The sequence below is a fragment of the Nocardia sp. NPDC058519 genome (assembly GCF_042719755.1).
Lineage (GTDB): Bacteria > Actinomycetota > Actinomycetes > Mycobacteriales > Mycobacteriaceae > Nocardia.
Genome location: NZ_JBHXNK010000002.1, coordinates 258783 through 284345 on the forward strand (window position 1 = coordinate 258783; position 25563 = coordinate 284345).

The following is a 25563-nucleotide window of genomic DNA, read 5'->3' on the forward strand; positions in this document are numbered from 1 at the left end:
TCCGTTTCTGGGTGCCTTTCGATCATCCCGCACCGGTTCGGGTATCGGGCGCAGACACACAACGTACGGCACACGCAATGTTGCGTCCTGCGATCCCGGCCGTCGCGGCTACGGGCTGTTGAGTGCCGCGAGCACTGCTTTTGCCGTCGAGACCCCGATTCCGGGCACCGAGGTGATTTCTTCGACCGTCGCGTCCTTGATTCTGGCGACCGAGCCGAAGTGGGTGACCAGTGCGGTCCGCCTCGTCTCACCGAGGCCCGGCACCGAGTCCAGTGCCGATGCCGTCATCCGGCGTGAGCGTTTGCTGCGGTGGAACGTGATGGCGAAGCGGTGGGCCTCGTCACGCACACGCTGCAGCAGGAACAGTGCCTCGCTATTGCGCGGCATGATCACCGGGTCGGCCTCGCCGGGCACCCAGACCTCTTCGAGGCGTTTGGCCAGGCCGATCACCGCGACATCGGTGATGCCGAGTTCGTCGAGGACCTCGGCGGCGGCGGCGACCTGGGGCGCACCGCCGTCGACGACGTAGAGGTTGGGCGGGTAGGCGAAGCGGCGCGGCCGGCCGGTGGTCGGGTCGATGCCGGGGCGTGAGGCGGGTTCGTCGACCTCGTCGGGTTCGATCTCGACGGGTTGTTCGCGGTCGCGGGCCAGGCGGGCGAAGCGGCGGCGGGTCACCTCGGCGATGCTGCCGACGTCGTCGGAGCGGCCGTCGCCGGCGGCTTCCTTGATCGCGTAGTGCCGGTAGTCGGACTTGCGGGCCAGGCCGTCTTCGAAGACCACCAGTGAGGCGACCACGTCGGTGCCCTGCACGTGGCTGATGTCGACGCATTCGATCCGCAGCGGGGCGCTGTCGAGTTCGAGTGCGTCTTGAATGTCTTGCAGCGCTTGTGATCTCGAGGTGAGGTCGCCGGCACGGCGGAGCTTGTGCTGGGCCAGTGCCTCGGCGGCGTTGCGCTGCACCGTCTCGGCGAGCGCCTTCTTGTCGCCGCGCTGGGGGATGCGCAGCGAGACCGCGGAGCCGCGCATCTCACTGAGCCACTCGCCGATCTCCACGGCGTCGGCGGGCAGTTCGGGCACCAATACCTCACGCGGGACGACGATGGCCGCGTCGCCGTTCTGGTCCGCCATCGAGGCCTGTTCGCCGTAGAACTGGGTGAGGAACTGTTCGACCAGGGCGGCCAGCTCGGTTCCCGATTCCGCGACGTCGAGTGCGTCGCCCGCTTTGTCGACGACCCAGCCGCGCTGGCCGCGCACACGTCCGTCGCGGACATGGAAGATCTGGACCGCGGCTTCGAGTTCGTCGGTGGCGAAGGCGATCACATCGGCGTCGGTGCCGGTGCCGAGCACCACGGCCTGCTTCTCGAGTGCGCGGCGCAGCGCCTGGACGTCGTCGCGTAGCCGGGCGGCGTTCTCGAAGTCGAGGTCTTCGGCGGCTTCGTGCATGCGGCGTTCGAGTGCGCGCACCATCTTGTCGGTCTTGCCGGAGAGGAAGTCGCAGAAGTCCTCGACGATCTGGCGGTGTTCGTCGGCATCGACCCTGCCCACGCACGGCGCGGAACACTTGTCGATGTAGCCGAGCAGGCAGGGCCGCCCGATCTGGTTGTGCCGCTTGAAGACTCCGTTGGAGCAGGTACGTGCGGGGAACACCCGCAGCAGCAGGTCGAGGGTCTCGCGAATCGCCCAGGCGTGGGCGTAGGGGCCGAAGTAGCGCACGCCTTTCTTGCGGGCACCGCGGTAGACGAACAGCCGCGGGTACTCCTCGTTGAGGGTCACCGCGAGCACCGGGTAGGTCTTGTCGTCGCGGTAACGCACATTGAACCGCGGATCGAATTCCTTGATCCAGTTGTACTCGAGCTGCAGCGCCTCGACCTCGGTGGACACCACCGTCCACTCGACAGCGGCCGCCGTGGTCACCATCTGCTTGGTGCGCGGATGCAGCGAGTACACATCGGCGAAGTAGGAATTCAACCGGCTCCGCAGGCTCTTGGCCTTGCCGACATAGATGACCCGCCCGTGCACGTCCCGGAACTTGTACACACCGGGTTCGACGGGAATCGTGCCCGGCGCCGGCCGGTACGTCGCGGGATCTGCCACCTGTCAAGCCTAGCGAGGGGCTCCGACAGGTCCGCACCGCCGACCGAGTCGCCGTCGAAGTCCCCGGGGTCGAGGACTGCGGCAGGCGCGCCGGAACCGGCTGTGTAGCGTGAGTGCGCGGATTCTGTGTCTGGAAGGACGTCCGATGACCAACGCTGCTGCCCTGCCGTACGCCGGCGATGACCGGTACGACGACGAGGCGACCCCGTACGGGGTCATGCCCGGCACTGTGCGCGGGGCGCGGCTGATCGCAGCGGTCGCGGCCGCCGTCGGTGTGGTGCTGATCGCGATCACGGTGGCGCTGGGTGGCTCGCTCGGCGCGCTGCTCGCCGGGTATCTGCCGTCCTTCGCGCTGGTCCCGCTGGTGCTGCTGTTCCGGCAGGGCGGTGACCTGGTGCGCAAGGCGGCGATCGGGGTCGCGGTGCTGGCGCTGCTGGTGTCCTCGACCGGCATCCTCACCGGATTGCCGCCCGGGGTGGTCGGCATCGTTTCCAACGGAGCCGTCGCCGGTCTGCTTCTTCGACCCTCGGCGCTCGCCTGGTTCACCCGCGAGCGCTGACCGTCCGCGTCGGCTCCGGTCGGCGTGGATCAGTCGGCCGTGCGGACGCCGTGTTCGGCGAGTGCGTCGATGAGGGCGCGGGGGCGCTCGACGGTGGGGACGGCGTCGACGAGGGCGAAGCGGGCACCGAGGGCGGTGGCGCCGCCGTCGGCTTCGGTGCTGTCGCCGATCATGAGAACGCGTCCGGGGTCGACGCCGAGGCGATCGGTGGCGTCACGGAAGATCTGCGGGCTCGGTTTGATGGCGCCCACTTCGTAGGACAGGGTCATCGAACCGATCAGCTCCGTCCAGCCGCGCTCGGCGAAGGCCGGGCGGATATCGAAGGCGATATTGCTGACGATGCCGACCGGAATACCCTGGGCGGCAAGAGATTTCAGAACAGTTCCGGTGTCGGGGTACGGAGTCCAGGTGAGCGGGTCGATGAGGCGTTCGTACAGGCGCGTCGCCTGGGCGTCGGGGACGCCGGAGCCGCGCAGCACCTCCAGGTAGGCGTGACGGTGCAGGGCGGGGTCGAGATCGCGGTTGTCCCAGGCGTGCTGGCCTGCCGCGTCGAAGGTCATGAACTGTTCGACCGGGGTCGTCATCCGCCGCAGCACTTCGGCTTTCGCCGCGATGTCGAACGGTGTTCCGTCGTCGCCGACGAGTTCGTCGGCCCAGGTCCGGTCGTCCTCCAAACGGAAGACCGTGCCCGAGTAGTCGAACAGCACCGCGTCGATATCCATATCAGCCAGGGTAGCCAGCCGGCGATCGCGCACCAGGCGGAAATCGGGCGGAGAACCCAAGATTCGCGTACACGTCATCCGGGTGTCGACATCGTCGAGTAGGTCGGCGGCATGCGGCCCGGGCCGAAAAAGATCGAATCCCGTCGGACCGGCGAGCTACGCTGCCTACATGACGCCAAGGCGACGGACGTGGATCGGGGCCACGACGGCCGCAGTGCTCGCGGTGGGGGTACTGGCCGGTTGTTCGACAGACGAGAAGACGGCAGCGGAGTGTACGAGCACACCCAACGGAACTCCGGTATCCGCGGCGCCCGCGACCGGCGGGGATACGCCGACCTCGCAGAATCTCAGCACCAATCCTGAGATCGCCTCGGGGTATCGCTCGGACATGACGGCTGTGCGCACCAGCACCTACGCGGTGTCGACCGCCAATCCGATCGCCACGGAGGCCGCGTGCCGGGTGCTGCGGGCGGGTGGCACCGCGACCGACGCGCTGGTCACCGCGCAGGCGATGCTCGGGCTGGTCGAACCGCAGGCGTCCGGAATCGGCGGTGGCGCGTTCCTGGTGCACTACGACGCGAAGTCGCGCACGGTCGACACCTACGACGGCCGCGAGACCGCGCCTGCCGCGGCGACCGAGAACTATCTGCGCTGGGTCAGCGATACCGACCGCACCGAACCCGCGCCGAACACCCGGGCCAGTGGCCGCTCGATCGGTGTTCCCGGAGTGCTCCGGATGCTCGAACTCGCGCATTCCGAGCACGGGATGAGCGCCTGGAAGGAACTGTTCGATCCCGCGATCAGCCTGTCCGACAGCGGTTTCGAGATCAGTCCGCGCCTGGCCGGGCAGATCGCCGAATCCGCGAAGGACCTGGCCGCCGACGAAGCCGCGCGCGGCTACTTCCTCGAACCCGATGGTTCGCCCAAGAAGGCGGGCACCGTCCTCACCAATCCGGCGCTGGCGAAAACGCTGTCGACGATCGCGACCGACGGAGCGAAAGCCTTCTACAGCGGCGCGATCGCCGAGGACATCGTCGAGGCGGCGGGCAGCACGGCGGGTGGGCGCACCCCCAGTGCGCTGACCACCACCGACCTGGCCGATTACGAAGCCAAGAAGCGCACGGCCCTGTGCACCGGGTATCGCAAGTACGAACTGTGCGGCATGCCCGCACCGTCCTCGGGTGGCAGCACCGTCGCCGCGACGCTGGGCATCCTCGCCAACTTCGACATCCCCGCGCTGCGCCCCCAGGAGCTCGACGCCAACGGCGGGCGCCCCGACGCGCAGGCCGTGCACCTGATCTCCGAGGCCGAGCGGCTGGCCTACGCCGACCGCAACAAGTATGTCGCCGACCCGGATTTCGTTCCGCTGCCGGGAAATTCGGCCCTCTCACTTGTCCACCCGCAGTATCTGAAGGAGCGGTCGACGCTGATCGACCCCCAGAAGAGCATGGGTACCGCCAAGCCCGGCAATCTCGGACCGGTCCCCCTCGGCACCGGCCCACAGCCGCCCGAGCACGGCACCAGCCACATCTCCGTCGTCGACAAGTACGGCAATGCCGCCGCGATGACCACCACGGTCGAATCGGCGTTCGGGTCGTTCCATCTCGTCGACGGGTTCGTACTCAACAATCAGCTCACCGACTTCGCCGCCGACCCACTCGATCCCGACGGCACCCCGGTGGCCAACCGCCTCCAGCCGAACAAGCGCCCACGCAGTTCGATGGCCCCGACCCTGGTGTTCGAACGCGACGACAAGGGCGATCGTGGCGAACTGAAGCTCGTCACGGGTTCACCCGGCGGTTCGGTGATCATCCAGTTCGTCGTGAAAACGCTGGTCAACGTGCTGGATTGGGGCCTCGACCCGCAACAGGCGGTGTCCGGGGTGTCGTTCGGAGCGGGCAATACGCCGGTCACCGGCGTAGGCGGCGAGCACCCCGACATCGATGCCGCCGACAACGGTGACCATGATCCGCTGGTCGAGAAGCTGCGGGCGATGGGTCACCAGGTGTCGGTCGCGCCGCAGTCCAGCGGACTCAGCGCCCTGCAGCACAACGGCAAGGACGGCTGGATCGGCGGCGCGGATCCGCGACGCGAGGGAGCGGTCCTCGGCGATACCCGCTGAGGCGGCGGGCGCCCGCGCTCAGTCCTGCGGGGCGTAGCGGGCGCCCAGTTCGCGCACCCGCTCGATGGCATCCGCGGCGTGCGCCTTGTCGTTGGACCGGATCGCCAGCATCGGGACGTAGTCGTCGTCGGCCAGTTCGAGGCGGGCCCACGACTTACGGTCGGGGAAGGACACACCGCGGATGTAGGCCCACGGATACACCTGGTCCCCGAGGATGTTGCGCACCGCGACGCCTCGGCTACCCGCGCGCACTCGCGGCCGGGTGAGCATCAGTACCGCGCCCGCACCGACCACCCCGATCAGGATCATCGCGACCTGATCGGCGACCCGGAAGTTCACCCCGGTCGACCCGGTTCGCAGCAGCAACCCACCGGCGGTGAAGGCGACGACGATGACGATCGCGACCACAATGGCGGTGCGGATCGCCCGGCGCGGACGCACCTCGAACTCCCAGCCCGTATCGGGCCCGGGAGCACTGCGACGCCACGTCCGCACCACCGGCACGGTCACACCGATCGCAGCGCGCGCAAGGTGAGCGCGGCATCGAGGGCGGCGGCACACGCCTGCTCGCCCTTGTCCTCCGCCGAACCGGGCAGCCCGGCCCGATCGCGCGCCTGCTCCTCGTCGTTCGTGGTGAGCACACCGTTGGTGACGGGGGTCGCCGCATCGAGCGACACCCGGGTCAGCCCGGCCGTCACCGCGTCACAGACATATTCGAAATGCGGTGTGCCACCACGGATCACGACACCGAGAGCCACCACGGCGTCGTGGGTGCGCGCCAGTTCCTGCGCGACGACCGGCAGCTCCATCGCCCCGGCGCAGCGCACCACGGTCACGTGCTCGACGCCGGCTTCCTTGGCCACCCGTTCGGCATTGGCCACGAGGGTGTCGCAGATCTCGGTGTGCCAGCGCGAGGCGACGATGCCGAGTTTGACGTCTTTGGCCTGCGCCAGGGCAAAGGCCGGAACACCTGTGCCGCTCATCGTTGCCGCCTTTCGGAAGGAGTGATCACTGCGCGGTTTCGCCCAGGTCGAGATCGTCGAGGCCGACCAGGTCGTGGCCCATCCGATCCCGCTTGGTGCGCAGGTAGTGCAAGTTCTCGGCATTGGCGCGCAACGGCATCGGGACACGCTCGGTGATCGCGAGGCCGTAGCCGTCGAGACCGACCCGCTTGGCCGGGTTGTTGGTGAGCAGGCGCATCGAGCGGATACCCAGATCGACCAGGATCTGCGCGCCGGTGCCGTAATCGCGGGCGTCGGCAGGCAGGCCGAGATCGAGGTTGGCATCGACGGTGTCGCGGCCGGTGTCCTGCAACTGGTAGGCCTGCAGCTTGTGCATCAGGCCGATGCCACGGCCCTCGTGCCCGCGCATGTAGAGGACTACGCCGCGACCCTCCTGATCGACCATCTCGAGCGCCGCGTCCAGCTGCGGGCCGCAATCGCAGCGCAGCGAGCCGAAGACATCGCCGGTGAGGCACTCCGAGTGCACGCGCACCAGCACATCCTCGCCGTCGCCGATGTCGCCGCGCACCAGCGCGACATGCTCGGCGTCGTCGAAGATGCTCTGGTAGCCCACGGCCTTGAAGTCGCCGTGCGCGGTCGGGATCCTGGCCTCGGCCACCCGCACGACATGCTTCTCGTGCTTGCGCCGCCAGGCGATCATGTCGGCGATCGAGATCATCGCCAGGTTGTGCTCGTCGGCGAACACGCGCAGCTCGTCGGTGCGAGCCATGTGCCCGTCGTCCTTCTGGCTGACGATCTCGCAGATCACGCCCGCGGGGCGTAGTCCGGCCATCCGGGCCAGATCGACCGCGGCCTCGGTGTGGCCGGGCCTGCGCAGCACGCCGCCGTCCTTGGCGCGCAGCGGCACCACGTGGCCGGGGCGGGTGAATTCGTCGGCCTTGGCCTGGGCACTGGCCAGCAGGCGCATGGTGACGGCCCGGTCGGCGCCGGAGATGCCGGTGGTGATGCCCTCGCGCGCGTCCACCGAGACGGTGTAGGCGGTGCCGTGCTTGTCCTGGTTCATCGCGTACGCGGGCGGCAGGCCGAGGCGGTCGCAGTCGTCGGCGGTGAGCGGCACGCAGATGTAGCCGGAGGTGTAGCGGATCATGAACGCGACCAGCTCCGGGGTGGCCTTCTCGGCCGCGAAGATGAGATCGCCTTCGTTCTCCCGGTCCTCGTCGTCGATGACGACAACAGCCTTGCCGGCCGCGATATCGGCGACCGCGCGCTCGATGCTGTCCAACCTGGTCACGTCTGCTTGCTCCGTAATTTTGGCGGCCGGGGCCGCGGGTTTGCCGTGGGGATGGCAACTAGTCCTACATTACGGCGTGGTCCCTGGGTGCTCGGTCAGGCCCGACGCCGATCGGTTTCAGCCTCGTTGGGCGAGACGTTCCACGTACTTCGCGATGACGTCCACCTCGAGGTTCACGGTGGCACCGACAGGGGCGGTGCCGAGAACCGTCAGAGACAGGGTGGTCGGGATCAGGGAGACCTCGAACCAGTCACGCGATCCGTCGGCGTTCGGTTCCGCTTCGATGCCGAGGCCGGAGACGGTGAGCGAGACGCCGTCGACGGTGATCGAGCCCTTCTCCACTACATAGCGCGCGATGGAATCCGGCAGCGAGATCCGCACGACCTCCCAGTTCTCCGACGGGCTGCGGCGCAGGACCGTGCCGGTGCCGTCGACGTGGCCCTGCACGAGGTGCCCGCCGAGGCGGCTGTTCAGCGCGGCCGCGCGCTCGAGGTTGACCGGCGAACCGGCGACCAGCCCGCCGATGCTCGAACGCTTCAACGTCTCGTCCATGACGTCGACGGTGAAGCTGTCGCCGTCGACCACGTCGACGACGGTGAGGCAGACGCCGTTGACGGCGATCGAATCGCCGTGTCCGGCATCGGAAGTCACCAGCTTGCCGCGGATCGTCAACCGGGCGGCGTCGGTCAGCGCTTCGGTGGCCACGATCTCGCCAAGCTCCTCGACGATCCCTGTGAACATGCCTGACTCCCTTGTCGCGTCATCCGTACCCGTTGGGCCCAACAGCAGGTGGGTGGCCGCTATTCCCGCGCGGCCGCCCAGCTCGTCGCACAGCCTAGTAGCGCGGCCGGTGAGCCCGGGGCGGGGGCCGAACCCGACCACGCGCAGCACTCGGTTACCGAAAGCGATCGGCGGGCCGGCGATCGGGCGGCAAAGGTGTATCGACATGACGGAACGCCGCCGTTAATCAGTCCGGCGGTTGTCGTTCAATCCAATTTTCGACGAACCGGCCCCCTGCATTCATCCGGCAGCCTTAACCTGGTATTACCCGCCATTACGAACTGGAAACACGGTGAGTGGAATGCTTGCGCCCGCCGCGCCATTGACGCAATATTGTTACGTCAACGATTCCTGCTGTTCAACCAGATGTCGGGGCCTGGAACTGCGGGTTCTCCCGACATCATCGCCCGGAGCACTGCGGCTACCGGGAGTTCGCCCCAGGGATAGTCCACCACTCCAGGAAGACAACACTGTGGGTTACAACAGGTTCGCTATATGTGGGGGTGCCGCGTGAGCACATTGATCGATTCGACGCTGGAAATGCGCTGCGTGCGTTATCGGCGAGAGTTGCATCTGCCGGCCAAGATCGATTTCGATTCCCGCCGCATTCTGCTCCAGATCGGCGCGCACTACGGCGCGGTGACCATGCCCGGCGACCTGGGCGAGCGAGTGCAGGCCCGATTGCGCGAGGCCGCTATCGCGGGCCCGGTCGTCGATCACCCCCGCGCCCGGCGCTGGACGTTCCTCACCGGCCCGTGCAGGCCCGACTCCCTCACCGCGACCGCCTCGGCCGAACTGTTCCGCCTCTACGCGACCGTCGCCTGCGCGGGCAGCCAGATCGTGCTGCCCTCCCCCGACGACGAGCGCACCGGCTACCGCACCTGGGTGCAGGAACCCGAATCCGGCGACCATCGGCCGCCGGTGCAGGCAGTCGTCGACGCGGCACGGGCGCTCGGCACCCGCAAACTCCGCGCCCTGTAACTAGGGCAGCCAGACCGACGCGGCGAGGTTGCGCAGCGTCTGCACGGCGGCACCGGGATCGGCGGTGTTGTAGACGGCCGACCCGGCCACGAAACAATCGATTCCGGCCGCGGCGGCCTGCTCGATGGTGTCCGCGTTGATGCCGCCGTCGATTTCGACGACCAGGCGCAACTCACCCGAGTCGACCAGGTTGCGCACGATCCGCGCCTTCTCCAGCACGCTGGGAATGAACGACTGCCCGCCGAAACCGGGTTCCACGCTCATCACCAGCAGGGTGTCGAACTCACGCAGGATTTCCAGGTACGGCTCGATCGGAGTGTTCGGCTTCACCGACAGCCCGGCTCTGGCACCCGCGGCGCGGATATCGCGCGCCACCGCGATCGGATCGTCGGCCGCCTCGGCGTGGATGGTGACGTTGTAGGCGCCCGCCTCGGCGTAGCTCGGGGCCCAGCGGCCCGGATCGTCGATCATCAGATGGCAATCGAACGGGATGTCGGTGGCCTTGAGCAGGCTCTGCACGATCGGCAGACCCAGTGTGAGGTTCGGCACGAAGTGGCCGTCCATGACGTCGACGTGGAGCCAGTCGCATCCTTCGACAGCCGCGGCCTCGGCGGCGAGGTTCGCGAAGTCCGCGGACAGGATTGACGGGGCGATCATCGGCTGGGACGGACGAGAGAACGTCGGTGTGGACACAGCGCGCCAGTGTAGCGACGGCAATGGTGATTGCCCTGCCGGGATATGGGTAGCCTTCTCAGGGTGACCAATTTTTCGGCGGAACATGGGCCCTTCGGCGCCCCGGTGGAGATTCGTGTGGCAGCACAGCTGACGCAGCTGCCAATCGTGCGCGGACTGGCCGAAACACTGGTACTACTCAGCGATTTCACCCTCGACGAGGTAGCCGATGTGCGCCTCGCCGTGGACGAAGTGTGCTCGACGCTCATCGCGATCGCCGCCCCGGATACGCTGCTCACCTGCCAATTCCTTGTCGGTGACACCGAATTGCAGGTGCGCGTCGACGGTGTCGCGGCGGCGCAGGGCATGCCGGACCAGCGCAGCTTCGGGTGGCATGTGCTGCGCACGCTGTGCGACGAGGTGACTGCCGAGCAGCAGGATTTCGACAGCGGTGTGTCCGGTTTTCCGACGACGGTCCGATTCCGTCGGGTCCGGGGGAAGGCGTAGTGCACGGCGAAGACAACGAGCCCGACCACAACAATCTCGGCGAACCAGGAAAACCCGACTCCCCTCCCGCGGATTCGGACAAGGCCGCTGAACCGGAGAAGGAAACCCTCGAGCAGGAAACTCTCGACGAGGAGACCGAAACCCCCGAACCGGTGTCCGGATACGACGATGTCAGCGCCCTGTTCGAGCGCCTCGCGGCGACCGAGCCGGGCAGCGTCGCGCACGCGGTGGCGCGTGACGCGCTGATCAACCGCTGCATTCCGCTGGCCGACCACATCGCGCGCAAGTTCAGCGGGCGCGGTGAGCCGTTCGACGATCTGTCGCAGGTGGCGCGGGTCGGTCTGGTGCACGCGGTGGATCGGTTCGATCTGAGCCGCGGCTCGAATTTCCTGTCCTTCGCGGTGCCGACGATCATGGGTGAGGTCCGGCGGTATTTCCGTGACAACACCTGGGCGATGCGGGTTCCGCGGCGCGTCAAGGAGACTCACCTGCGCATCGGTGCGGCGGTGGATCAGCTGTCGCAGCGATTGGGGCGCTCCCCCACCGCCAAGGAGATCGCCGCCGAACTCGATGTCGACCCCGACGAGGTGACCCAGGCGGTCATCGCGGGCAACGCCTATCAGCCGACGTCGATCGACGCCGCCTCGATCGGGCGCGACAGCGACGCGTCGCTGCTCGACACCCTCGGCGAGGAGGAATCGCAGTTCGACCGGGTCGAGGAGTACATCGCGGTGCGGCCACTGCTGGCCGGCCTGCCCGAACGTGAGCGCCGCATTCTGACCATGCGGTTCTTCGAGTCGATGACGCAGACCCAGATCGCTTCGCAGCTGGGGATCTCGCAGATGCACGTGTCGCGAATTCTCGCGAAAACCCTTGCGCGCCTGCGCGAATTGTCCGAACGGGACTGACTCGCGCGGACCGGACAACGGTGTCCTACGCGCCCTGCCTCGCCCGCCGCAGCTTCGCGGGTGCGCGCAGCCACCAGGCGCTGTCGAGCAGCTCGGCGAGCTGTTGCGGGTCGACCGCGTCGAGGTCGATGAGGATGTACGGGTGCCCGTCGTAGTGCGGGGTGGTGTAGAAGGCCGGGTCGCCGGAGGCCAGCAGCGCCTCCTTTTCCGCGGGCTCACAGAGCAGGACAAGGCCGCCTTCGGCTTCGTCACGTAATCGCGCGAAACCCTTTCCGCCGACATTCAGGCCCGGACTGCGCCACCAGGTGCCCTCCGCTACCTCCGGCAGCGCCGTCGCCATCGCGACCACCTGCTCCCATGTCATCGTCATACGCCGATTCTCCTCCTCGGCGATCGCTTCCCGCTTGGACAAATGGAACGGCGCCGTCCCCTGTACTGGGAACGGCGCCGTCGTATCGTCGCGTCTACTTCTTGCGCAAAGTCGCCAGGAACATGGCGTCGGTGCCGTGGCGGTGCGGCCACAGCTGCGCGGACGGGCCGTCGCCGAGATCGGTGACACCGGGCAGGAACTCGCGGCTGTCGAGTTCTTCGGCGCCGGTGCGACGGACGAAATCGGCGACCACCGACACTGTTTCCGCGAGGTGTGGTGAGCAGGTCGAATACACGACGACACCGCCCGGACGCACCAGATCCCATGCGGCGGTGAGGAGTTCACGCTGCAAGGTGACCAGTTCGGCCACGTCGGCCGGGGTGCGACGCCAGCGCGCCTCTGGGCGCCGGCGCAGGGCACCGAGGCCGGTGCACGGCGCGTCGACCAGAACGCGGTCGTAGCCGGGGGTCAGACCGCTGTCGCGACCGTCGGCGACGTGCACGGTGACGGGCAGGTTCCGGGTGGACTTGCGGACCAGTTCGGCGCGGTGCTCGGCCGGTTCGACGGCGTCGACGGTGAACAGGTCGATCGCCGCCAGCGCGCCGAGCAGGGCGGCCTTACCGCCGGGACCCGCACAGAGGTCGAGCCAGCGGCCCTTGTCCTCGCCTTGCAGCGGCGCGCGGGTGAGGGCGAGCGCGACCAGCTGGCTGCCCTCGTCCTGAACGGCGGCGATGCCGTCGCGGACCGGTTCGAGCTGCCCGGGGTCGCCACCGTCGAGGTACACCGCGTAGGGCGACCAGCGGCCTTCCTCACCGCCGGTGACCAGCGCCAGCTCTTCGGAGGTGATCTCGCCGGGCCGCGCGACCAGGTGCACGACCGGGCGCTCGTCGTCGGCTGCCAGCAGTGCGTCCAGCTCGCCTGCCTGGGCGCCGAGCGCGTCGGAGAAGGATTGGGCGATCCACTTCGGGTGCGCGTGTTCGAAGGCGAGCTTGCCGACCGGGTCGGCCGGTGCCAGCTCGGTGATCCACTCCTCGGCGGTCTTCTCCCCCGCCCTGCGCAGCACGGCATTGACGAAACCGGCACGGCCCTGGCCGAATTCGGCGCTGGCCAGGTCGACGGAGGTGTCGACGGCGGCGTGCGCGCTGGTGCGGGTCCGCAGCAGCTGGTAGACGCCGAGGCGCAGGATATCGAGGATGGGTCCGTCGATCTCGTCGACCGGGCGGCCCGCGCACGCCGAGATCACCGCGTCGAGCTGCCCCTGCGAACGGCTCGCGCCATAGGTGAGCTCGGTCGCGAACGCGGCGTCGCGCCCACTGATCTTGCGCTCGCGCAACAGCTTCGGCAGCGCGAGGTTGGCGTAGGCATCACGCTCACGCACCGCGCGCAACACATCGAGGGCGACCTCGCGCGCCGGATCCACGGGCTCGCCGCGCCGCTTGCGCGGACTCGGGACGGTGGGATCGGGCCGCTCGGGGCGACGCGCAGCGGCGGCCTTGCCCGCCGGTCCCGCGCCGGCGGCTCGGCTGCCCGCGCCACGGCCACGCGCATCTCCTTCGCGCGCACCACGATCGGGACGGGAGGCGCCACGGTCGGGACGTCCCTCGCCGGGACGTGCCGCGCCGGAGCGACCGGTCGACCCACGCTCATCGCGCTGATCAGCCGCGTCACGCCGCTGCGCGGGTGCTTTCGCACCGCCGAAGCCGGGACGGTCATCGGCACGGCGGGGCGCACGGGATCGCGGAGCGTCACCGCGTTGTTCGCCCGCGTCACGACCCTGCGGGCCGCGAGCGAAACCGGGGCGGTCGTCCGCACGGCGGGGTGCGCCGGATCGGTTGCCGCCGTCACGGTCGTCGCGGCGGGGTCGATCGGAGCCGCCGCGGTCGTCGCGGCCGCCCGTCCAGCGGTCACCGTCCGCGCGCGGGGTGGTGGTGCCCTTCGCGGCGCGAGCGGCCCAGCCGCCGTCGACGTTCTTACCGGTGATCTTGCGGTCGTCACGGGGGCTGCTGCCGCGCGGCGCGCCCGCCTTTCCGGTGGGCTTGCGGTCCTCGCCGGACGTGATGCCTTTCGCGGCATCGGCTTCGCGGCGACGTCGACGGTCCGAGGCACTCATCCGATCACCGTGCCGGGGGTGAGGCGGGCGCCGCGGGCCCAGTCGAGGGCGTTCATCATCTTCTTGCCGGGTGGCTGGACCTGCCCCAGGCGGACCGCTGTGGTCGATGTTCCGACGAAGACGCCGGACTTGCGCACCTCGATCTCGCGTTCGGGCAAGGTTTCCTCCACCATTTCCACCGGGCCGAGTTTGAGGCGCAGCCCGTTCACCTCGGTCCACGCGCCGGGCGCCGGAGTGACGGCCCGGATGTGACGGTGGATGGCCAGCGCGGGTTCGGCGAAACCGATCCGCCCCGCCTCCACGGTCACCTTCGGTGCGTAGGACACGCCGTCGTGGGGTTGCGCGATCGCTTGCAGCGACCCGTCTTCCACTCCGTCCAGGGTCTTCTCGAGCAAGACGGCGCCCGCCTCGGCCAGCCGGGCCAGCAGCTCACCCGCGGTGTCGGTGAGCCCGATCTTCTCGGTCATCACCCCGAACACCGGACCGGTGTCGAGGCCCGCTTCGATCAGGAAGGTCGACGCGCCGGTCATGTCGTCACCCGCGTCGATGGCCGCCTGCACGGGAGCCGCCCCACGCCAGGCGGGCAGCAGCGAGAAGTGCAGATTGATCCAGCCGTGCGCGGGGATATCGAGCACCTGCTGCGGCAGCAACGCGCCGTAGGCGACGACCGGGCAGCAGTCCGGCGCGAGTTCGGTGAGCGCGGCGACGAATTCGGGGTCGGAGGGCTTGCGCGGGGTGAACACCGGGATGCCGTGTTCATCGGCGAGCTGTCCCACGGGCGAGCGCATGACCTTGCGGCCACGGCCCGCGACCGCGTCGGGCCGGGTGAGCACCGCGACGACCTCGTGGCCCTCGCTCTCGATCAACCGGCGCAGCGACGGCACCGCGGGTTCGGGCGTGCCCGCGAAAACGAGGCGCATCAGCGACCACCGCCGACGCCACTGGATTCGCGCACGGTGACTCCGCCGCGGAACCAGTCGGATTCGCGGATGGTGCGCATCGCGGCTTTGCGGTCGGCCGATTCGAGCCTGCTGATGAACAGCACGCCGTCGAGATGATCGTGTTCGTGCTGTACGCAGCGCGCGAGCAGGCCGTCGGCCTCGAATTCCACCGGCGCACCGGTGACGTCGACCCCGGTGACCCGGACGCGCGATGCCCGGCGCACGTCGTAGCGCACGCCGGGAATCGACAGGCAGCCCTCGGGACCGACCTGTTCGTCGGCCCCGATCGCCGACCATTCCGGATTCACCACGTGACCCGCGGCATCGCCGGTGTCATAGACGAACACCCGCAGCCCCACCCCGATCTGCGGTGCGGCCATCCCGACCCCACCGTCGTCGTGCATGGTCTCGGTGAGGTCGGCGACCAACGTGGCGAGGTCGGGACCGAACTCGGTGACCGCGTCGGCACGCGAACGCAGGATCGGGTCGCCGAACAGGCGAACGGGCTGAATGGTCACGGCGGCTCCCGGGGAGGACGAATTGCGGTCGTCCCAGTCTAGTGACCCCGGGAGGTGCTTCCGCCCAGCCCGGCCGTCAGGAGTTGCCCGCGATGATCACCTCGGGGATGCCGGTGCCGAGCGGGACCGGCTTGCAGACCGGGGCGGGTGCCCGGACGGGGTCGAGGATGCGCTGGAGCAACTGCTGCACGAAGGGGTCGTAGACCAAGTGGAAGTGGCCGGTCATGTCGTCGGCGCACAGGTCCTGCAGGACGAGGTTCTCCGCGCCCGCACCGCGCAGCGCGATATTGGAGAAGGGCTGGATCATCTCGTCCACCCGGCTGCCGACGGTGACGTAACGGACACCGGGCACGGTGTCGCCACCCGCGTTGAGCTCGACCATGAGTGGTTCGCCCTGGGCCTGCTGGACCGCGGCCGTCGAGGTGACCTTCGCGAAGACGTCCATCATTCCGGGAATGGCCTGTCCTACCGGAACCAGCCCGTACATGACCCCGCCGTAGCTGGGTGAGGCAAGGCCGACCCAGGTCCCGACCTTCGGCGCTCCCCCGAGCTTGTTGACGTAGAACCGGCTGACGTTCGCCCCCTGCGAGAACCCGACCAGATCGACCTTGGTCGCCTTGGTCGCGGCGAGAACATCGTCGACGAACTGGGCGAGCTGAGCGAAACTGATCCGCATGTCCTCGGTGCCGTAGGTGTCGGCACCCGGCGCCCCGCCGTAGTTCGGCGCGAAGACGCAGTAGCCGGCCGACACCAGTTGCGGTCCGATTCCCGCCCAGTCGGAGTACGCGCTCGAGTCGGTGCCGTGCACCAACACGATCGGCCGCGGATGCTCGACGCTCGGGATACACCCGAAGTTGTTGAGGCCCACCGGAACCGAGTTCGGATGGGCATTAATGTAATGGGCGGCGTCCAGATGATCAGCCTGTGCCGGACCCGCCTCCATCGGAATGACAGCGGGCCGATAGCCCGCCGGTTCAGCGGCGGTGATCGGCGCGAAAGTCACACCGATCACCGCCGCGCAGGCGAGTGCCGTGACCGACACCGCGCCCCGCAATCGTGATGTTCCCCAACCCCACAACATTCCCGGTTGTTCCATGTCCCAAACATTTACTCCATCGGTCCGACAACCGCACGCCGGGCAGGGGGTTCACGACGCCCTCACTTCTCGGGGGTTGCGTCGCCCTCGACGGTGACGTCGTCCTCGGCGAGGATTCGATACAGCGCCCGGCGGGTCTCGGCGAGCACCTCGGCCGCCTTCGCCGCCTGCTGTGCCGTGCCGACCTGGGCCACCTGGCCGACCGCGCCCATCACCTGTCCGACCAGGCCGCGCAGGTCGAGCGCCTGGGCGCCGACATCCTGCTTGACCTCGGCCCACGGGTCGCCGAGATCCTCGCGATGAGTCTCGACATAGGCCTTGCCCTCGTCGGTGAGCTGCGCGGTCTTGCGACCGGCCACCTTCTCGATGAGCACCAGGCCCTCGTCCTCGAGCTGGGCCAATGCCGGGTAGATGGACCCCGGGCTCGGGCGCCAGACATCGTCGCTGCGATCGCGGATCTGCTGGATCAGTTCGTAGCCGTGCATGGGGCGCTCGACGAGCAGCAGCAGCACCGCGGCCCGCACGTCACCGCGCCTGCCTCGACCGCCGCGGCCGCGTCCACGGCCGAATCCGGGACCGAAACCCGGTCCGAAACCTGGGCCGAAGCCCGGTCCGAACTCGGGGCCGTGCCCGTGCCGCCCGCCCTGACGGAACTGCCGCCGGTCGGGACCGAATTCCATGGGGCCCGGTCCACGACCGCGCCGGAAGTGTCCGAATTCTCGTTGTTCTTGGTTCTGCATGACAGCCTCCTGTGGCTCTCTCGTTGTACTTGACACTATCGACGATATATCGGCAATGCATCGGATGCAAGGAGAGAGCTGGATTCACCGCGCTCGCCGGCGCGCCTCATTCCCTGGTGAGGATTTCCCAGATCCATTCCGCTACGACCGCGGGTGGCGTCTCTGGCAACTGTTCGAGCCAGCAGGTGAGCACCGCGAGCATCGCGCCCGCCAGCGCCGCCGCGTCGACCTCGATCGGCACACCCGAGACGACCGGCTCGTGTTCGCCCAGCAGCCGGATGCCGTCGGCCAGGATGGTCGCGATGCGGCGGGCCAGCCGTGCGTGCACCGCGGCGGATCCGTGCTCGCCGAGCACATTGCGATAGAGCTGGGCGTGGTCGGCGATGTGCTGGATGTAGCCGAGCAGAAAATGCGGCGGGCGGTCGGGCAGACCGTCACCGAACCCGCCTTCGCGCAGTGAGATCCCCGCGTCGAGCGCATGGCGTTCGATCGCGTCGGCGAGCAGGGTTTCCTTGTCGGTGTAGTGGTCGTAGAAGGTGCTGCGACTCACGCCGGCGCGACCGGTGATGTCGGAGATCGCGATGCCGTCGACCGGGCCTTCCAGCCCCAGCTCGAGGATCGCGTCCTGGAGCAGACCCCGGCTGCGCAGTACCCGCGGATCGTCGGAGGTCTGCTTGCGCCCTACCGGCTGCGTTCTGATCACTTCTCCACCTTCACATCCACCGATCCCTGTGTCGCGCGACACGTTGACGTCCGCCGGGCCACCGCGCCTATCCTACACATGTAGGTAATCAGACAGTTGTAGGCTAAATACCCTGAAGGGGTACCCCATGGCGCGAGTTCTCTATCGCCTCGGCGATCTCTGTTTTCGCAATCCGTGGCGGGTGGTCGCCGTCTGGTCACTGCTCGCCACTGCAGTCGCACTGGTCGGAATCACCTTGGGCGCCAAGGTTTCCGATCGGTTCGACATTCCCGGCACCGAATCCGACCGCGCCCAGATCGTGCTGGTCGACAGCTTCGGCGAGGGCGCGCCGACCACACCGGGCGAGGCGCCTGCCAGGCTCCTCGTGCGGGCACCCGACGGCGCTCCGCTGCCGCTGACCCAGATCGACGCCGAACTCGCGACACTGAGCGGCACCCCCGGCATCGACAGCGTCACCCCGGCGGCGTTCGCGGTCTCGGAAAACGGTGCGGTCACCTTCGTCGACATCACCTTCGCGACCCCGGTGAATCCGACCGCGACAGCGTCGGTGGAGACGGTGCGCGACCGGTTGAGCGCCGAGGGATTGCGGCCGCTGCTCACCGGTGGCCCGTTCTACACCGAGGCGTCGTTCGTCGGTCCGTCCGAGGCGGTCGGGGTGGCGATCGCGATGGCCGTGCTGGTCATTACCTTCGGTTCACTGCTCGCCGCGGGTCTGCCGTTGCTGCTCGCGCTGGTCGGGGTCGGTATCGGCACCGGGGGCGTGGTCGCGGCCTCGACCCTGTTCGACGCGTCGTCGGCCACGCTGGCACTGTCGCTGATGCTCGGTTTGGCGGTCGGTATCGACTACACGCTGTTCATCGTGTCGCGGCACCGTCAGCAATTGGCGGAGGCGATGCCGGTGCGTGAGTCCGCGGCGCGATCCATCGCGACGGCGGGCAGTGCGGTCGTTTTCGCGGGCGCCACCGTGCTGATCGCCCTGTGTGGCCTGGCGATCGCGCGGATCCCGTTCCTCACCGGCATGGGCCTCGCGGCCGCGGCGAGCGTGGGAGTTGTTGTACTGCTGGCGATTACGCTGTTGCCCGCGATTCTCGGGCTCACCGGCGAACGCTTGATTCCGCGCGGCCGGGGACTTGCCTCGATCGAGGCGTCGCAGCGCCCCAATCGCTGGGGCGAGCTGGTGACAAGACGCCCGATCCTCACGTTACTGGCGGGCATCGGCGTGCTCGCGGTGATCGCGCTGCCCGCGCTCGGGCTGCGTCTGGGCCTGCCCAATGCCGGCCAGGAGCCGACCGATACCGTCGCGCGTCAGTCCTACGATCTGCTCGCCGAGGCCTACACGCCCGGCCTGAACGGGCCGCTCGTCGCGGTGGTGCAGGGCGAACCGAGCCGTATCCAAGCCCAGACCCAGGCCGCGATCGAGCAGATCGCCGTGCTACCGGGCGTCGCCATGACGCTGCCACCCGAGGTGAACGCCGCCGCTGACACCGCTCAGTTCGTGGTCGTCCCGACCACCGAACCCAGCTCGGAAGACACTGCCACCCTGGCGAAGTCGATCCGGCGCGGCGGGGCCGACCTGCACGCCGATCACGGTGCGACCCTGCACCTGACCGGCGAGACGGTGATCGCGATCGATGTGGCACGCAAGCTCTCCGCCGCGCTGGCACCGTTTCTGATCGTGGTGGTCGGCCTGGCATTGACCCTGCTGATGCTGGCCTTCCGCTCACTGCTGGTTCCGCTCACCGCGGCGCTCGGCTTCCTGCTCTCCCTGGCCGCCGCGCTCGGCGCGACCACCGCGGTGTACCAGTGGGGCTGGCTGGGTTCGGTGCTCAATGTGCATCACCCGGCGCCGATCCTCGCGTTCCTGCCGATCCTGCTGATCGGGGTGCTGTTCGGCCTGGCGATGGACTACCAGGTGTTCCTGGTGTCGCGGATGCGCGAGGCCTACGTCACCGGAAACGGATCAGCGCTCACCGCGGTGCGCACCGGTTACGCCCACAGCGTGCGGGTGGTCGCGGCGGCGGCGGTGATCATGATCGCGGTCTTTGCCGGATTCCTGTTCAGCCACAACACCATGATCGGCCCGATCGGTTTCGCGATGGGCGTCGGCGTGCTGTTCGACGCGCTGATCGTGCGCATGACACTGATCCCCGCTGTGATGGCGCTGCTCGGTCGCTGGGCGTGGTGGTTGCCGCGTCCGCTCGAGCGGCTGCTGCCCCACGTCGACATCGAAGGCGAGTCGCTGCCGCAAGCCCCAGGGGTTCGGTAAGAGCGTGAAACCATCACGGCCTGAACGGATTTCACCCGAGCCGACGACGCCCGGCACACCGCGCCGGGCGTCGCGACGCGCCTACCGCACGGCCAGCTCGTCGATCCATCGCTCCAGGCGGGCACCCTCGGTGACCATCAGCTGCGGGTCGCGGAAGGTGTTGGTGAGCAACGAGATGCCCTGATAGGCCGCGACGAACGCGATCGCGAGCTCAGCGGCGTCGGCGCGCCCCAGGTCGGCGAACTGCGTGCGCGCCCAGTCCACGAGTAGCCCCATCACGCGTGCTGGCTCGCCGCGGAAGGCGTCCTCCCGCTTGTCGAGCTCGGCGGCCAGCGAGCCGAACGGGCAACCGAAGCGCGCCGCCATCTCCCGCTCGTCGACCCAGCTGCGCACCATCGCCTTCAACCTCTCGTCGGGCCCCGGCAGTTCGGCGATCTCGGCGACAGCTCCGGCCAGTACCTGCGCGTGCAGGGCGATGACCGCGGCGATGAACTGGTCCTTGGTCTTGAAGTAGTAGTAGACATTGCCGACCGGCACGTCGGCTTCGCGCGCGATCTCGGCGATCGTCGTCTTCTCGATGCCCTGCTGGTAGAACACGCGCATCGCCGCTTGGACCAGGCGTTCCTGCTTCCCGATCTTCGGGCTGACCTGCGCGTCCGATTTAGTCATACAACTAACTATAGACAGCTGACGGCTCATGGGATACGTTCTGTTCAGCAATTCAGTCAGCCAACTAACTAAGGATTCACATGATCGTCGTCACCGGAGCGACCGGCAACATCGGCAGCACCCTGGTCGGACTACTCGCCGACGCGGGTGCGCAGGTCAGGGCCGTATCCCGGGGTACTCGCCCCGTCGAGCTGCCCACGGGCGTCGAGCACGCTGTCGCCGACCTGGGCGATGTCGACAGTCTCTCCCCCGCCCTGCACGGCGCCGACGCGCTGTTCCTGCTGATCACCGGCGAGCAACTGATGACCGGCCCCGAGCCCGCGCTGCTGCTGAAAACCGCCGCCGATGCCGGCGTGCGCCGGGTCGTCTTCGTTTCCTCGCAAGGCGCGGTGACCCGCCCCCACTCCGAGGGCTACGCCAGAACCATCGCCTTCGAACAGGCACTCGCCGAGTCCGGCCTCGAGTGGACGGCGCTGCGTCCCGGCGCGTTCTTCTCCAACACCTTCGCGTGGATCGAACCGGTCCGGACCCAGCGCATCGTCGCGGCGCCCTTCGGCGATATCGGCCTGCCCGCCGTGGACCCCGCCGATATCGCCGCCGTGGCCGCGGCAGCCCTGCTCGAAGACGGTCACCACACCCGCGCCTACACGCTGACCGGCCCCGCGGTGGTCACTCCCCGCGACCAGGCGGCAGCACTCGCCGAAGCGATCGACACCCCGCTCACCTTCCTCGAACTCACCGCCGAACAGGCCAAACAGAACATGCTCCGCTTCATGCCCGAACCGGTCGCCGACCACACCCTGACCATCCTCGGCACGCCCACGGCGCAAGAGCAGCAGGTCAGCACTGATATCGAGGACGTTCTCGGTCGACCGGCCACCGCCTACGCGCAGTGGGCAAGGCGCCACCGGGCGATGTACGCCTGACCGAGGTGCCCCGGTCAGCCGATGTCGACAGGGTCGATCTGGACGCGAAGGGGTGCGTCGGAGCGGTGGGAGCTGCGGATCGCTTGGGCGGCGGTGAGGGCGCGGGCGAGGGGCGCGCCGCCCGAGCGGGGTACGCGCAGGAGCATGCGTTCGACTTCGGCGGGAGAGTCGGTGCCGGAGAAGGGTTTACGGGCCGTCGGCGGTAGGGGGACGGGGCCGAGGATCTCGGTGCCGTCGGGAAGTGTTGTGGCGTCGAGCAATTCGGCGATCGAGGCGGTGGTGCCGTCGACGGCGGCGAGACGGACCGCGGGTGGGAAGCCGACTTCGGCGCGGGCTTCGAGTTCGGCGGCGGCATGGTTGACCGGGTCCCAGCGAACCAGTGCCTGGACCGTGGGCAGGGAGGGCTCGGCCATCACGATGACCTGTCCGCGAGGCCGCACCAGGGCCGCGGCACCCATCCAGCGGCGCAGAGTGTCCTCACTCGCGCGCAGGTCAGCGCGCCCGAGCAGCGCCCATCCGTCGAGCAGCAGAGCGACACCGTAACCGCCGCGCACGAGCGGTTCGGCACCGACGGTAGCCACGACCACCTGAGCACCCGGCTCGACGGTATCGAGCACTTCCCCACCCCCCGAGGCGCGGATCGGGACGCCGGAGAAGGCGCGGCCGAGCTCTTCGGCGGTGCGAGCCGCGCCGATCACCGTCGCCCGCAGCGCTCGCGCACCGCAGGCCTGGCAGCGGAACGCGGCTTCGGTGATGCCGCACCACTTGCACTGTGGGCTCGCCGCTTCACCATTGCCCGAATGCGGTAGCGCCAACGGTCCGTTGCAGTGCCTGCAGCGCGCGGGGGTGCGACATTTCGCACAGGCCAGCGACGGAACATAGCCTCGCCGCGGCACCTGGACCAGCACAGCGGCGTTCTCTTTGATCGCGGAGCGGGCGGCCGCGAACGCAACGCCGGGCATCCGCACCGAGCGGGCCAGCGCGTCGCGTTCCAGCGCGTAATCGCTGTCGCCGGGCGCGCTGATCCGGGGCGTCACCTCCCGCAACGTCTGACGTTCCGCGAGAAGGTCTCGCGCCCAACCGGATTCGACCACTGCCTGGATTTCGGCGGTGCGCGCAAAACCGGCGGCGACGAACGCGGCACCTGTCTCGTGCGCCCGCAACATCGCCACTTCGCGAGCGTGCGGATACGGGGAACGCGGCTCGGCGTAGGTGTCGTCGCCGTCGTCCCACATCGCGATCAGCCCTAGGTCCCGTGCGGGCGCGAACACCGCCGCCCGAGTGCCCACCACGATCCGGGCCTGCCCCCGCAACACCGCCAACCACCGTCGATACCGCGCTGCGGGACCCAAGCCCGCCGACAGTCCGACAGCTGAATCACCCACCAGTGCGACACATTCGGCAAGCAACCGATCGAGGTCCCGCTGATCCGGCACCATCAACACCGCACTGCGACCAGCGGCCACCACCGTCGCCGCCAACTCCGCCAGCCGCGCCGCCCAGTCCTCTCCAGGCAACGCTTGCCATGCCGCCCGTACACCCTTGCCCTGTGCCAGCGCACCGACGAACCCCAAGCCGTGCGCATACCGCCCCCACGCCGACGCATTGACCTCGATGCGCGATTCCGCCGCGGCATCGACCAGGACCTCCCCGGCCGTCGTATCCACCTTGTCCCCCGCACCTCCGTCGAACTCCTCGGCCGGATCGCCTACCTCGCCCGCACCTTGCTCACCGGTCGGGCCTGCCTCGACCAGGCCGGACACCGAATCATCCGCGCTATCAGCACCTTCCGTCGCGGCACTCGCCGCTTTCGTTGTGGTGCCGGTTTTCTTCGTGCCGCCGGTTTCGGTGCGGGCGTGACGCGGGGGAATCGCCAGGCGAAGGACATCGGGCCGAGTCCCCGCATAGCGGGTGGCGACGGCGGTGGCCAGGCGCAGAACTTCCGGGGTGAGGACGCGTTCCGGGGAGACGACCCGTTCGAGTGGCATCATCTTGCCGTTGTGGTCGCTGTGCGGGAGCCGTTCCAGCAGGTATCCATCGACGAGACGACCCGCGAAACGGACGCGCACGCGCACGCCCGGCTGGGCGATCTCGTCCAGTTCAGGTGGGACGAGGTAATCGAAGTCGCGGTCGAGGTGGGCAGGCGAAAGCAGCGGGAGCACCCTCGCGATGGGGTGTCCCGCTGCTGTCGATGTTTCGTCCGCTGCCACGCGGTCCGTGGTTATTACAGGCCGACGGCCGCGCGCAGCTTGTCGGCGCGGTCCGTGTGCTCCCAGGGCAGGTCTACATCGGTGCGGCCGAAGTGGCCGTAGGCCGCGGTCGGTGCGTAGATCGGGCGCAGCAGGTCGAGATCGCGGATGATCGCGCCCGGACGCAGGTCGAAGACCTCGGAGATGGCGGTGGAGATACGCACCGGGTCGATCTTCTCGGTGCCGAAGGTCTCGACGAACAGGCCGACGGGAGCCGACTTGCCGATCGCGTACGCGACCTGCACCTCGACGCGATCCGCCAGGCCCGCGGCCACGACGTTCTTGGCGACCCAGCGCATGGCGTAGGCGGCCGAGCGGTCGACCTTCGACGGATCCTTGCCGGAGAACGCGCCGCCGCCGTGGCGGGCCATGCCGCCGTAGGTGTCGACGATGATCTTGCGGCCGGTCAGGCCCGCATCGCCCATCGGGCCACCGAGGACGAACTTGCCGGTGGGGTTGACCAGCAGGCGGATTTCGGAGGTGTCCAGGCTGGGCAGGTTCAGATCACCGATGACGGCGTCGACGACCTTCTCGCGGATATCGGGGGCGAGCAGGTTGTCCAGGTCGATATCGGCGGCGTGCTGGGTGGAGATGACGACCGTATCGAGGCGGACCGGGCGGTCACCGTCGTATTCGATGGTGACCTGGGTCTTGCCGTCGGGGCGCAGGTAGGGCAGCACGCCCGACTTACGGACCTCGGTGAGCTTGCGCGAGAGCCGGTGCGCGAGCGCGATCGGCAGCGGCATCAGCTCGGGCGTGTCGATGGTGGCGTAGCCGAACATCAGGCCCTGGTCACCGGCGCCCTGACGCTCGATCGCGTCGTCGGAACCGCCGACGCGCGCTTCGTGCGAGGTGTCGACACCCTGGGCGATATCGGGCGACTGGGCCCCGATCGCGATGTTGACACCGCAGGAATTGCCGTCGAATCCCTTTGCGGAGGAGTCGTATCCGATCTCGAGGACCTTCTCACGGACGATCCGCGGGATGTCGGCGTAGGCGGAGGTGGTGACCTCGCCCGCGACATGGACCTGCCCCGTGGTGACCATGGTTTCCACCGCGACCCGGCTGCTCGGGTCCTCCGCGAGCAATGCGTCGAGGATGGAATCGCTGATCGCGTCACAGATCTTGTCCGGATGACCTTCGGTCACGGACTCACTGGTGAATAGCCGACTACCTGTCGTACGCACAGTTCTTCCCTCTCCCTCAACGGGTTACTCGTTCGGCTTGTGACGGTAACTTCTCGGTGTTACCGCGCAACCCTTCTCATCAAGACTATTCCAAACCACCGACATGGTGGCGAGTAAGTATCAAGCCGGACCGCGAACACCCACGCGGACGGTAAACTGCCCGACCCTCGTTGCCGCGCAACTGTTTTCG

24 protein-coding genes are annotated in these 25563 nt (G+C 68.6%); 7 read left to right on the top strand and 17 right to left on the bottom strand.

The genetic code is table 11. The features are described from left to right. Positions 1-108: 108 nt before the first annotated feature. Positions 109-2094, bottom strand: coding sequence for an excinuclease ABC subunit UvrC (gene uvrC, locus ACFWPK_RS03605; RefSeq protein WP_378912975.1), 1986 nt, complete (start codon positions 2092-2094; stop codon positions 109-111). A 145-nt stretch (positions 2095-2239) separates the two neighbouring features. On the opposite strand from uvrC, the gene ACFWPK_RS03610 reads away from it, so the two are divergent. Continuing rightward, the gene (locus tag ACFWPK_RS03610; protein WP_378912976.1) at positions 2240-2653 is read left to right on the top strand and encodes a hypothetical protein; all 414 of its coding nucleotides are present in this window, start codon (positions 2240-2242) and stop codon (positions 2651-2653) included. Positions 2654-2682: 29 nt separating this feature from the next. Here ACFWPK_RS03610 and ACFWPK_RS03615 read toward each other — a convergent pair whose 3' ends face one another. Beyond that, the gene (locus ACFWPK_RS03615) at positions 2683-3375 is read right to left on the bottom strand and encodes an HAD family hydrolase (protein WP_378912977.1); all 693 of its coding nucleotides are present in this window, start codon (positions 3373-3375) and stop codon (positions 2683-2685) included. A gap of 169 nt (positions 3376-3544) precedes the next feature. On the opposite strand from ACFWPK_RS03615, the gene ggt reads away from it, so the two are divergent. Continuing rightward, positions 3545-5497, top strand: a complete 1953-nt coding sequence (ggt, locus tag ACFWPK_RS03620; protein ID WP_378912978.1) for a gamma-glutamyltransferase — start codon at positions 3545-3547, stop codon at positions 5495-5497. Between the two features lie 18 nt (positions 5498-5515). Here ggt and ACFWPK_RS03625 read toward each other — a convergent pair whose 3' ends face one another. The 4 genes from ACFWPK_RS03625 to ACFWPK_RS03640 all read right to left on the bottom strand — a co-directional run bounded on the left by ACFWPK_RS03625 (position 5516) and on the right by ACFWPK_RS03640 (position 8491). Continuing rightward, on the bottom strand, positions 5516-6001 hold the full coding sequence (locus ACFWPK_RS03625; RefSeq protein ID WP_378913153.1) for a PH domain-containing protein: 486 nt from the start codon (positions 5999-6001) through the stop codon (positions 5516-5518). 2 nt (positions 6002-6003) lie between these two features. Then, complete coding sequence (gene ribH, locus ACFWPK_RS03630) at positions 6004-6480, bottom strand: 6,7-dimethyl-8-ribityllumazine synthase (RefSeq protein WP_378912979.1); 477 nt, start codon at positions 6478-6480, stop codon at positions 6004-6006. Between the two features lie 25 nt (positions 6481-6505). Beyond that, a complete protein-coding gene (locus ACFWPK_RS03635; protein ID WP_378627050.1) occupies positions 6506-7750 on the bottom strand; it encodes a bifunctional 3,4-dihydroxy-2-butanone-4-phosphate synthase/GTP cyclohydrolase II in 1245 nt (414 codons plus the stop codon). A 117-nt stretch (positions 7751-7867) separates the two neighbouring features. After that, positions 7868-8491: a riboflavin synthase gene (locus tag ACFWPK_RS03640; protein ID WP_378912980.1), complete on the bottom strand. Its 624-nt coding sequence runs from the start codon at positions 8489-8491 to the stop codon at positions 7868-7870. Between the two features lie 549 nt (positions 8492-9040). Between ACFWPK_RS03640 and ACFWPK_RS03645 the strand changes: the two genes are divergently transcribed. Then, positions 9041-9511: a hypothetical protein gene (locus tag ACFWPK_RS03645; protein WP_378912982.1), complete on the top strand. Its 471-nt coding sequence runs from the start codon at positions 9041-9043 to the stop codon at positions 9509-9511. Here the strand turns inward: ACFWPK_RS03645 and rpe are convergent, their stop codons facing one another. Then, complete coding sequence (gene rpe, locus ACFWPK_RS03650; RefSeq protein WP_378913154.1) at positions 9512-10168, bottom strand: ribulose-phosphate 3-epimerase; 657 nt, start codon at positions 10166-10168, stop codon at positions 9512-9514. It lies immediately after the preceding gene. A gap of 99 nt (positions 10169-10267) precedes the next feature. Here rpe and ACFWPK_RS03655 point away from each other — a divergent pair, with 99 nt between their 5' ends. Together ACFWPK_RS03655 and ACFWPK_RS03660 are read left to right on the top strand one after the other, a co-directional pair. After that, positions 10268-10690, top strand: a complete 423-nt coding sequence (locus ACFWPK_RS03655) for an ATP-binding protein (RefSeq protein WP_378912983.1) — start codon at positions 10268-10270, stop codon at positions 10688-10690. Then, entirely contained in the window at positions 10690-11598 is a 909-nt protein-coding gene (locus ACFWPK_RS03660) for an RNA polymerase sigma factor SigF (protein WP_378912984.1), read from the top strand. Before ACFWPK_RS03655 ends, ACFWPK_RS03660 begins: the two co-directional genes overlap by 1 nt. A gap of 25 nt (positions 11599-11623) precedes the next feature. Here the strand turns inward: ACFWPK_RS03660 and ACFWPK_RS03665 are convergent, their stop codons facing one another. The 7 genes from ACFWPK_RS03665 to ACFWPK_RS03695 all read right to left on the bottom strand — a co-directional run bounded on the left by ACFWPK_RS03665 (position 11624) and on the right by ACFWPK_RS03695 (position 18076). Continuing rightward, the gene (locus tag ACFWPK_RS03665; RefSeq protein ID WP_378912985.1) at positions 11624-11968 is read right to left on the bottom strand and encodes an MmcQ/YjbR family DNA-binding protein; all 345 of its coding nucleotides are present in this window, start codon (positions 11966-11968) and stop codon (positions 11624-11626) included. Between the two features lie 94 nt (positions 11969-12062). Then, entirely contained in the window at positions 12063-13388 is a 1326-nt protein-coding gene (locus ACFWPK_RS03670) for an RsmB/NOP family class I SAM-dependent RNA methyltransferase (RefSeq protein WP_378913155.1), read from the bottom strand. Between the two features lie 686 nt (positions 13389-14074). Next, positions 14075-14998 carry a methionyl-tRNA formyltransferase gene (gene fmt / locus ACFWPK_RS03675; RefSeq protein ID WP_378912986.1) on the bottom strand — a complete coding sequence of 308 codons (924 nt, stop codon included), beginning with the start codon at positions 14996-14998 and terminating at the stop codon, positions 14075-14077. After that, entirely contained in the window at positions 14998-15537 is a 540-nt protein-coding gene (def, locus tag ACFWPK_RS03680; RefSeq protein ID WP_378912987.1) for a peptide deformylase, read from the bottom strand. The genes fmt and def overlap by 1 nt, the downstream gene beginning before the upstream one ends. Positions 15538-15613: 76 nt before the next feature. Beyond that, the gene (locus ACFWPK_RS03685; RefSeq protein ID WP_378912988.1) at positions 15614-16633 is read right to left on the bottom strand and encodes an esterase/lipase family protein; all 1020 of its coding nucleotides are present in this window, start codon (positions 16631-16633) and stop codon (positions 15614-15616) included. A gap of 62 nt (positions 16634-16695) precedes the next feature. Then, on the bottom strand, positions 16696-17373 hold the full coding sequence (locus ACFWPK_RS03690) for a PadR family transcriptional regulator (protein WP_378912989.1): 678 nt from the start codon (positions 17371-17373) through the stop codon (positions 16696-16698). A 106-nt stretch (positions 17374-17479) separates the two neighbouring features. After that, positions 17480-18076 (bottom strand): TetR/AcrR family transcriptional regulator, encoded by a 597-nt coding sequence (locus ACFWPK_RS03695; RefSeq protein WP_378912990.1) that lies wholly within the window; start codon positions 18074-18076, stop codon positions 17480-17482. Positions 18077-18203: 127 nt separating this feature from the next. Between ACFWPK_RS03695 and ACFWPK_RS03700 the strand changes: the two genes are divergently transcribed. Further along, entirely contained in the window at positions 18204-20342 is a 2139-nt protein-coding gene (locus tag ACFWPK_RS03700) for an MMPL family transporter (RefSeq protein WP_378912991.1), read from the top strand. An 81-nt stretch (positions 20343-20423) separates the two neighbouring features. Here the strand turns inward: ACFWPK_RS03700 and ACFWPK_RS03705 are convergent, their stop codons facing one another. Then, positions 20424-21011, bottom strand: a complete 588-nt coding sequence (locus tag ACFWPK_RS03705) for a TetR/AcrR family transcriptional regulator (RefSeq protein ID WP_378912992.1) — start codon at positions 21009-21011, stop codon at positions 20424-20426. Positions 21012-21091: 80 nt separating this feature from the next. On the opposite strand from ACFWPK_RS03705, the gene ACFWPK_RS03710 reads away from it, so the two are divergent. Beyond that, a complete protein-coding gene (locus ACFWPK_RS03710) occupies positions 21092-21937 on the top strand; it encodes an SDR family oxidoreductase (RefSeq protein WP_378912993.1) in 846 nt (281 codons plus the stop codon). 14 nt (positions 21938-21951) lie between these two features. On the opposite strand, the gene ACFWPK_RS03715 is transcribed toward ACFWPK_RS03710, so the two are convergent. Then, complete coding sequence (locus ACFWPK_RS03715; RefSeq protein WP_378912994.1) at positions 21952-24147, bottom strand: primosomal protein N'; 2196 nt, start codon at positions 24145-24147, stop codon at positions 21952-21954. 14 nt (positions 24148-24161) lie between these two features. Beyond that, the gene (gene metK / locus ACFWPK_RS03720; protein ID WP_378912996.1) at positions 24162-25373 is read right to left on the bottom strand and encodes a methionine adenosyltransferase; all 1212 of its coding nucleotides are present in this window, start codon (positions 25371-25373) and stop codon (positions 24162-24164) included. Positions 25374-25563: the final 190 nt, after the last annotated feature.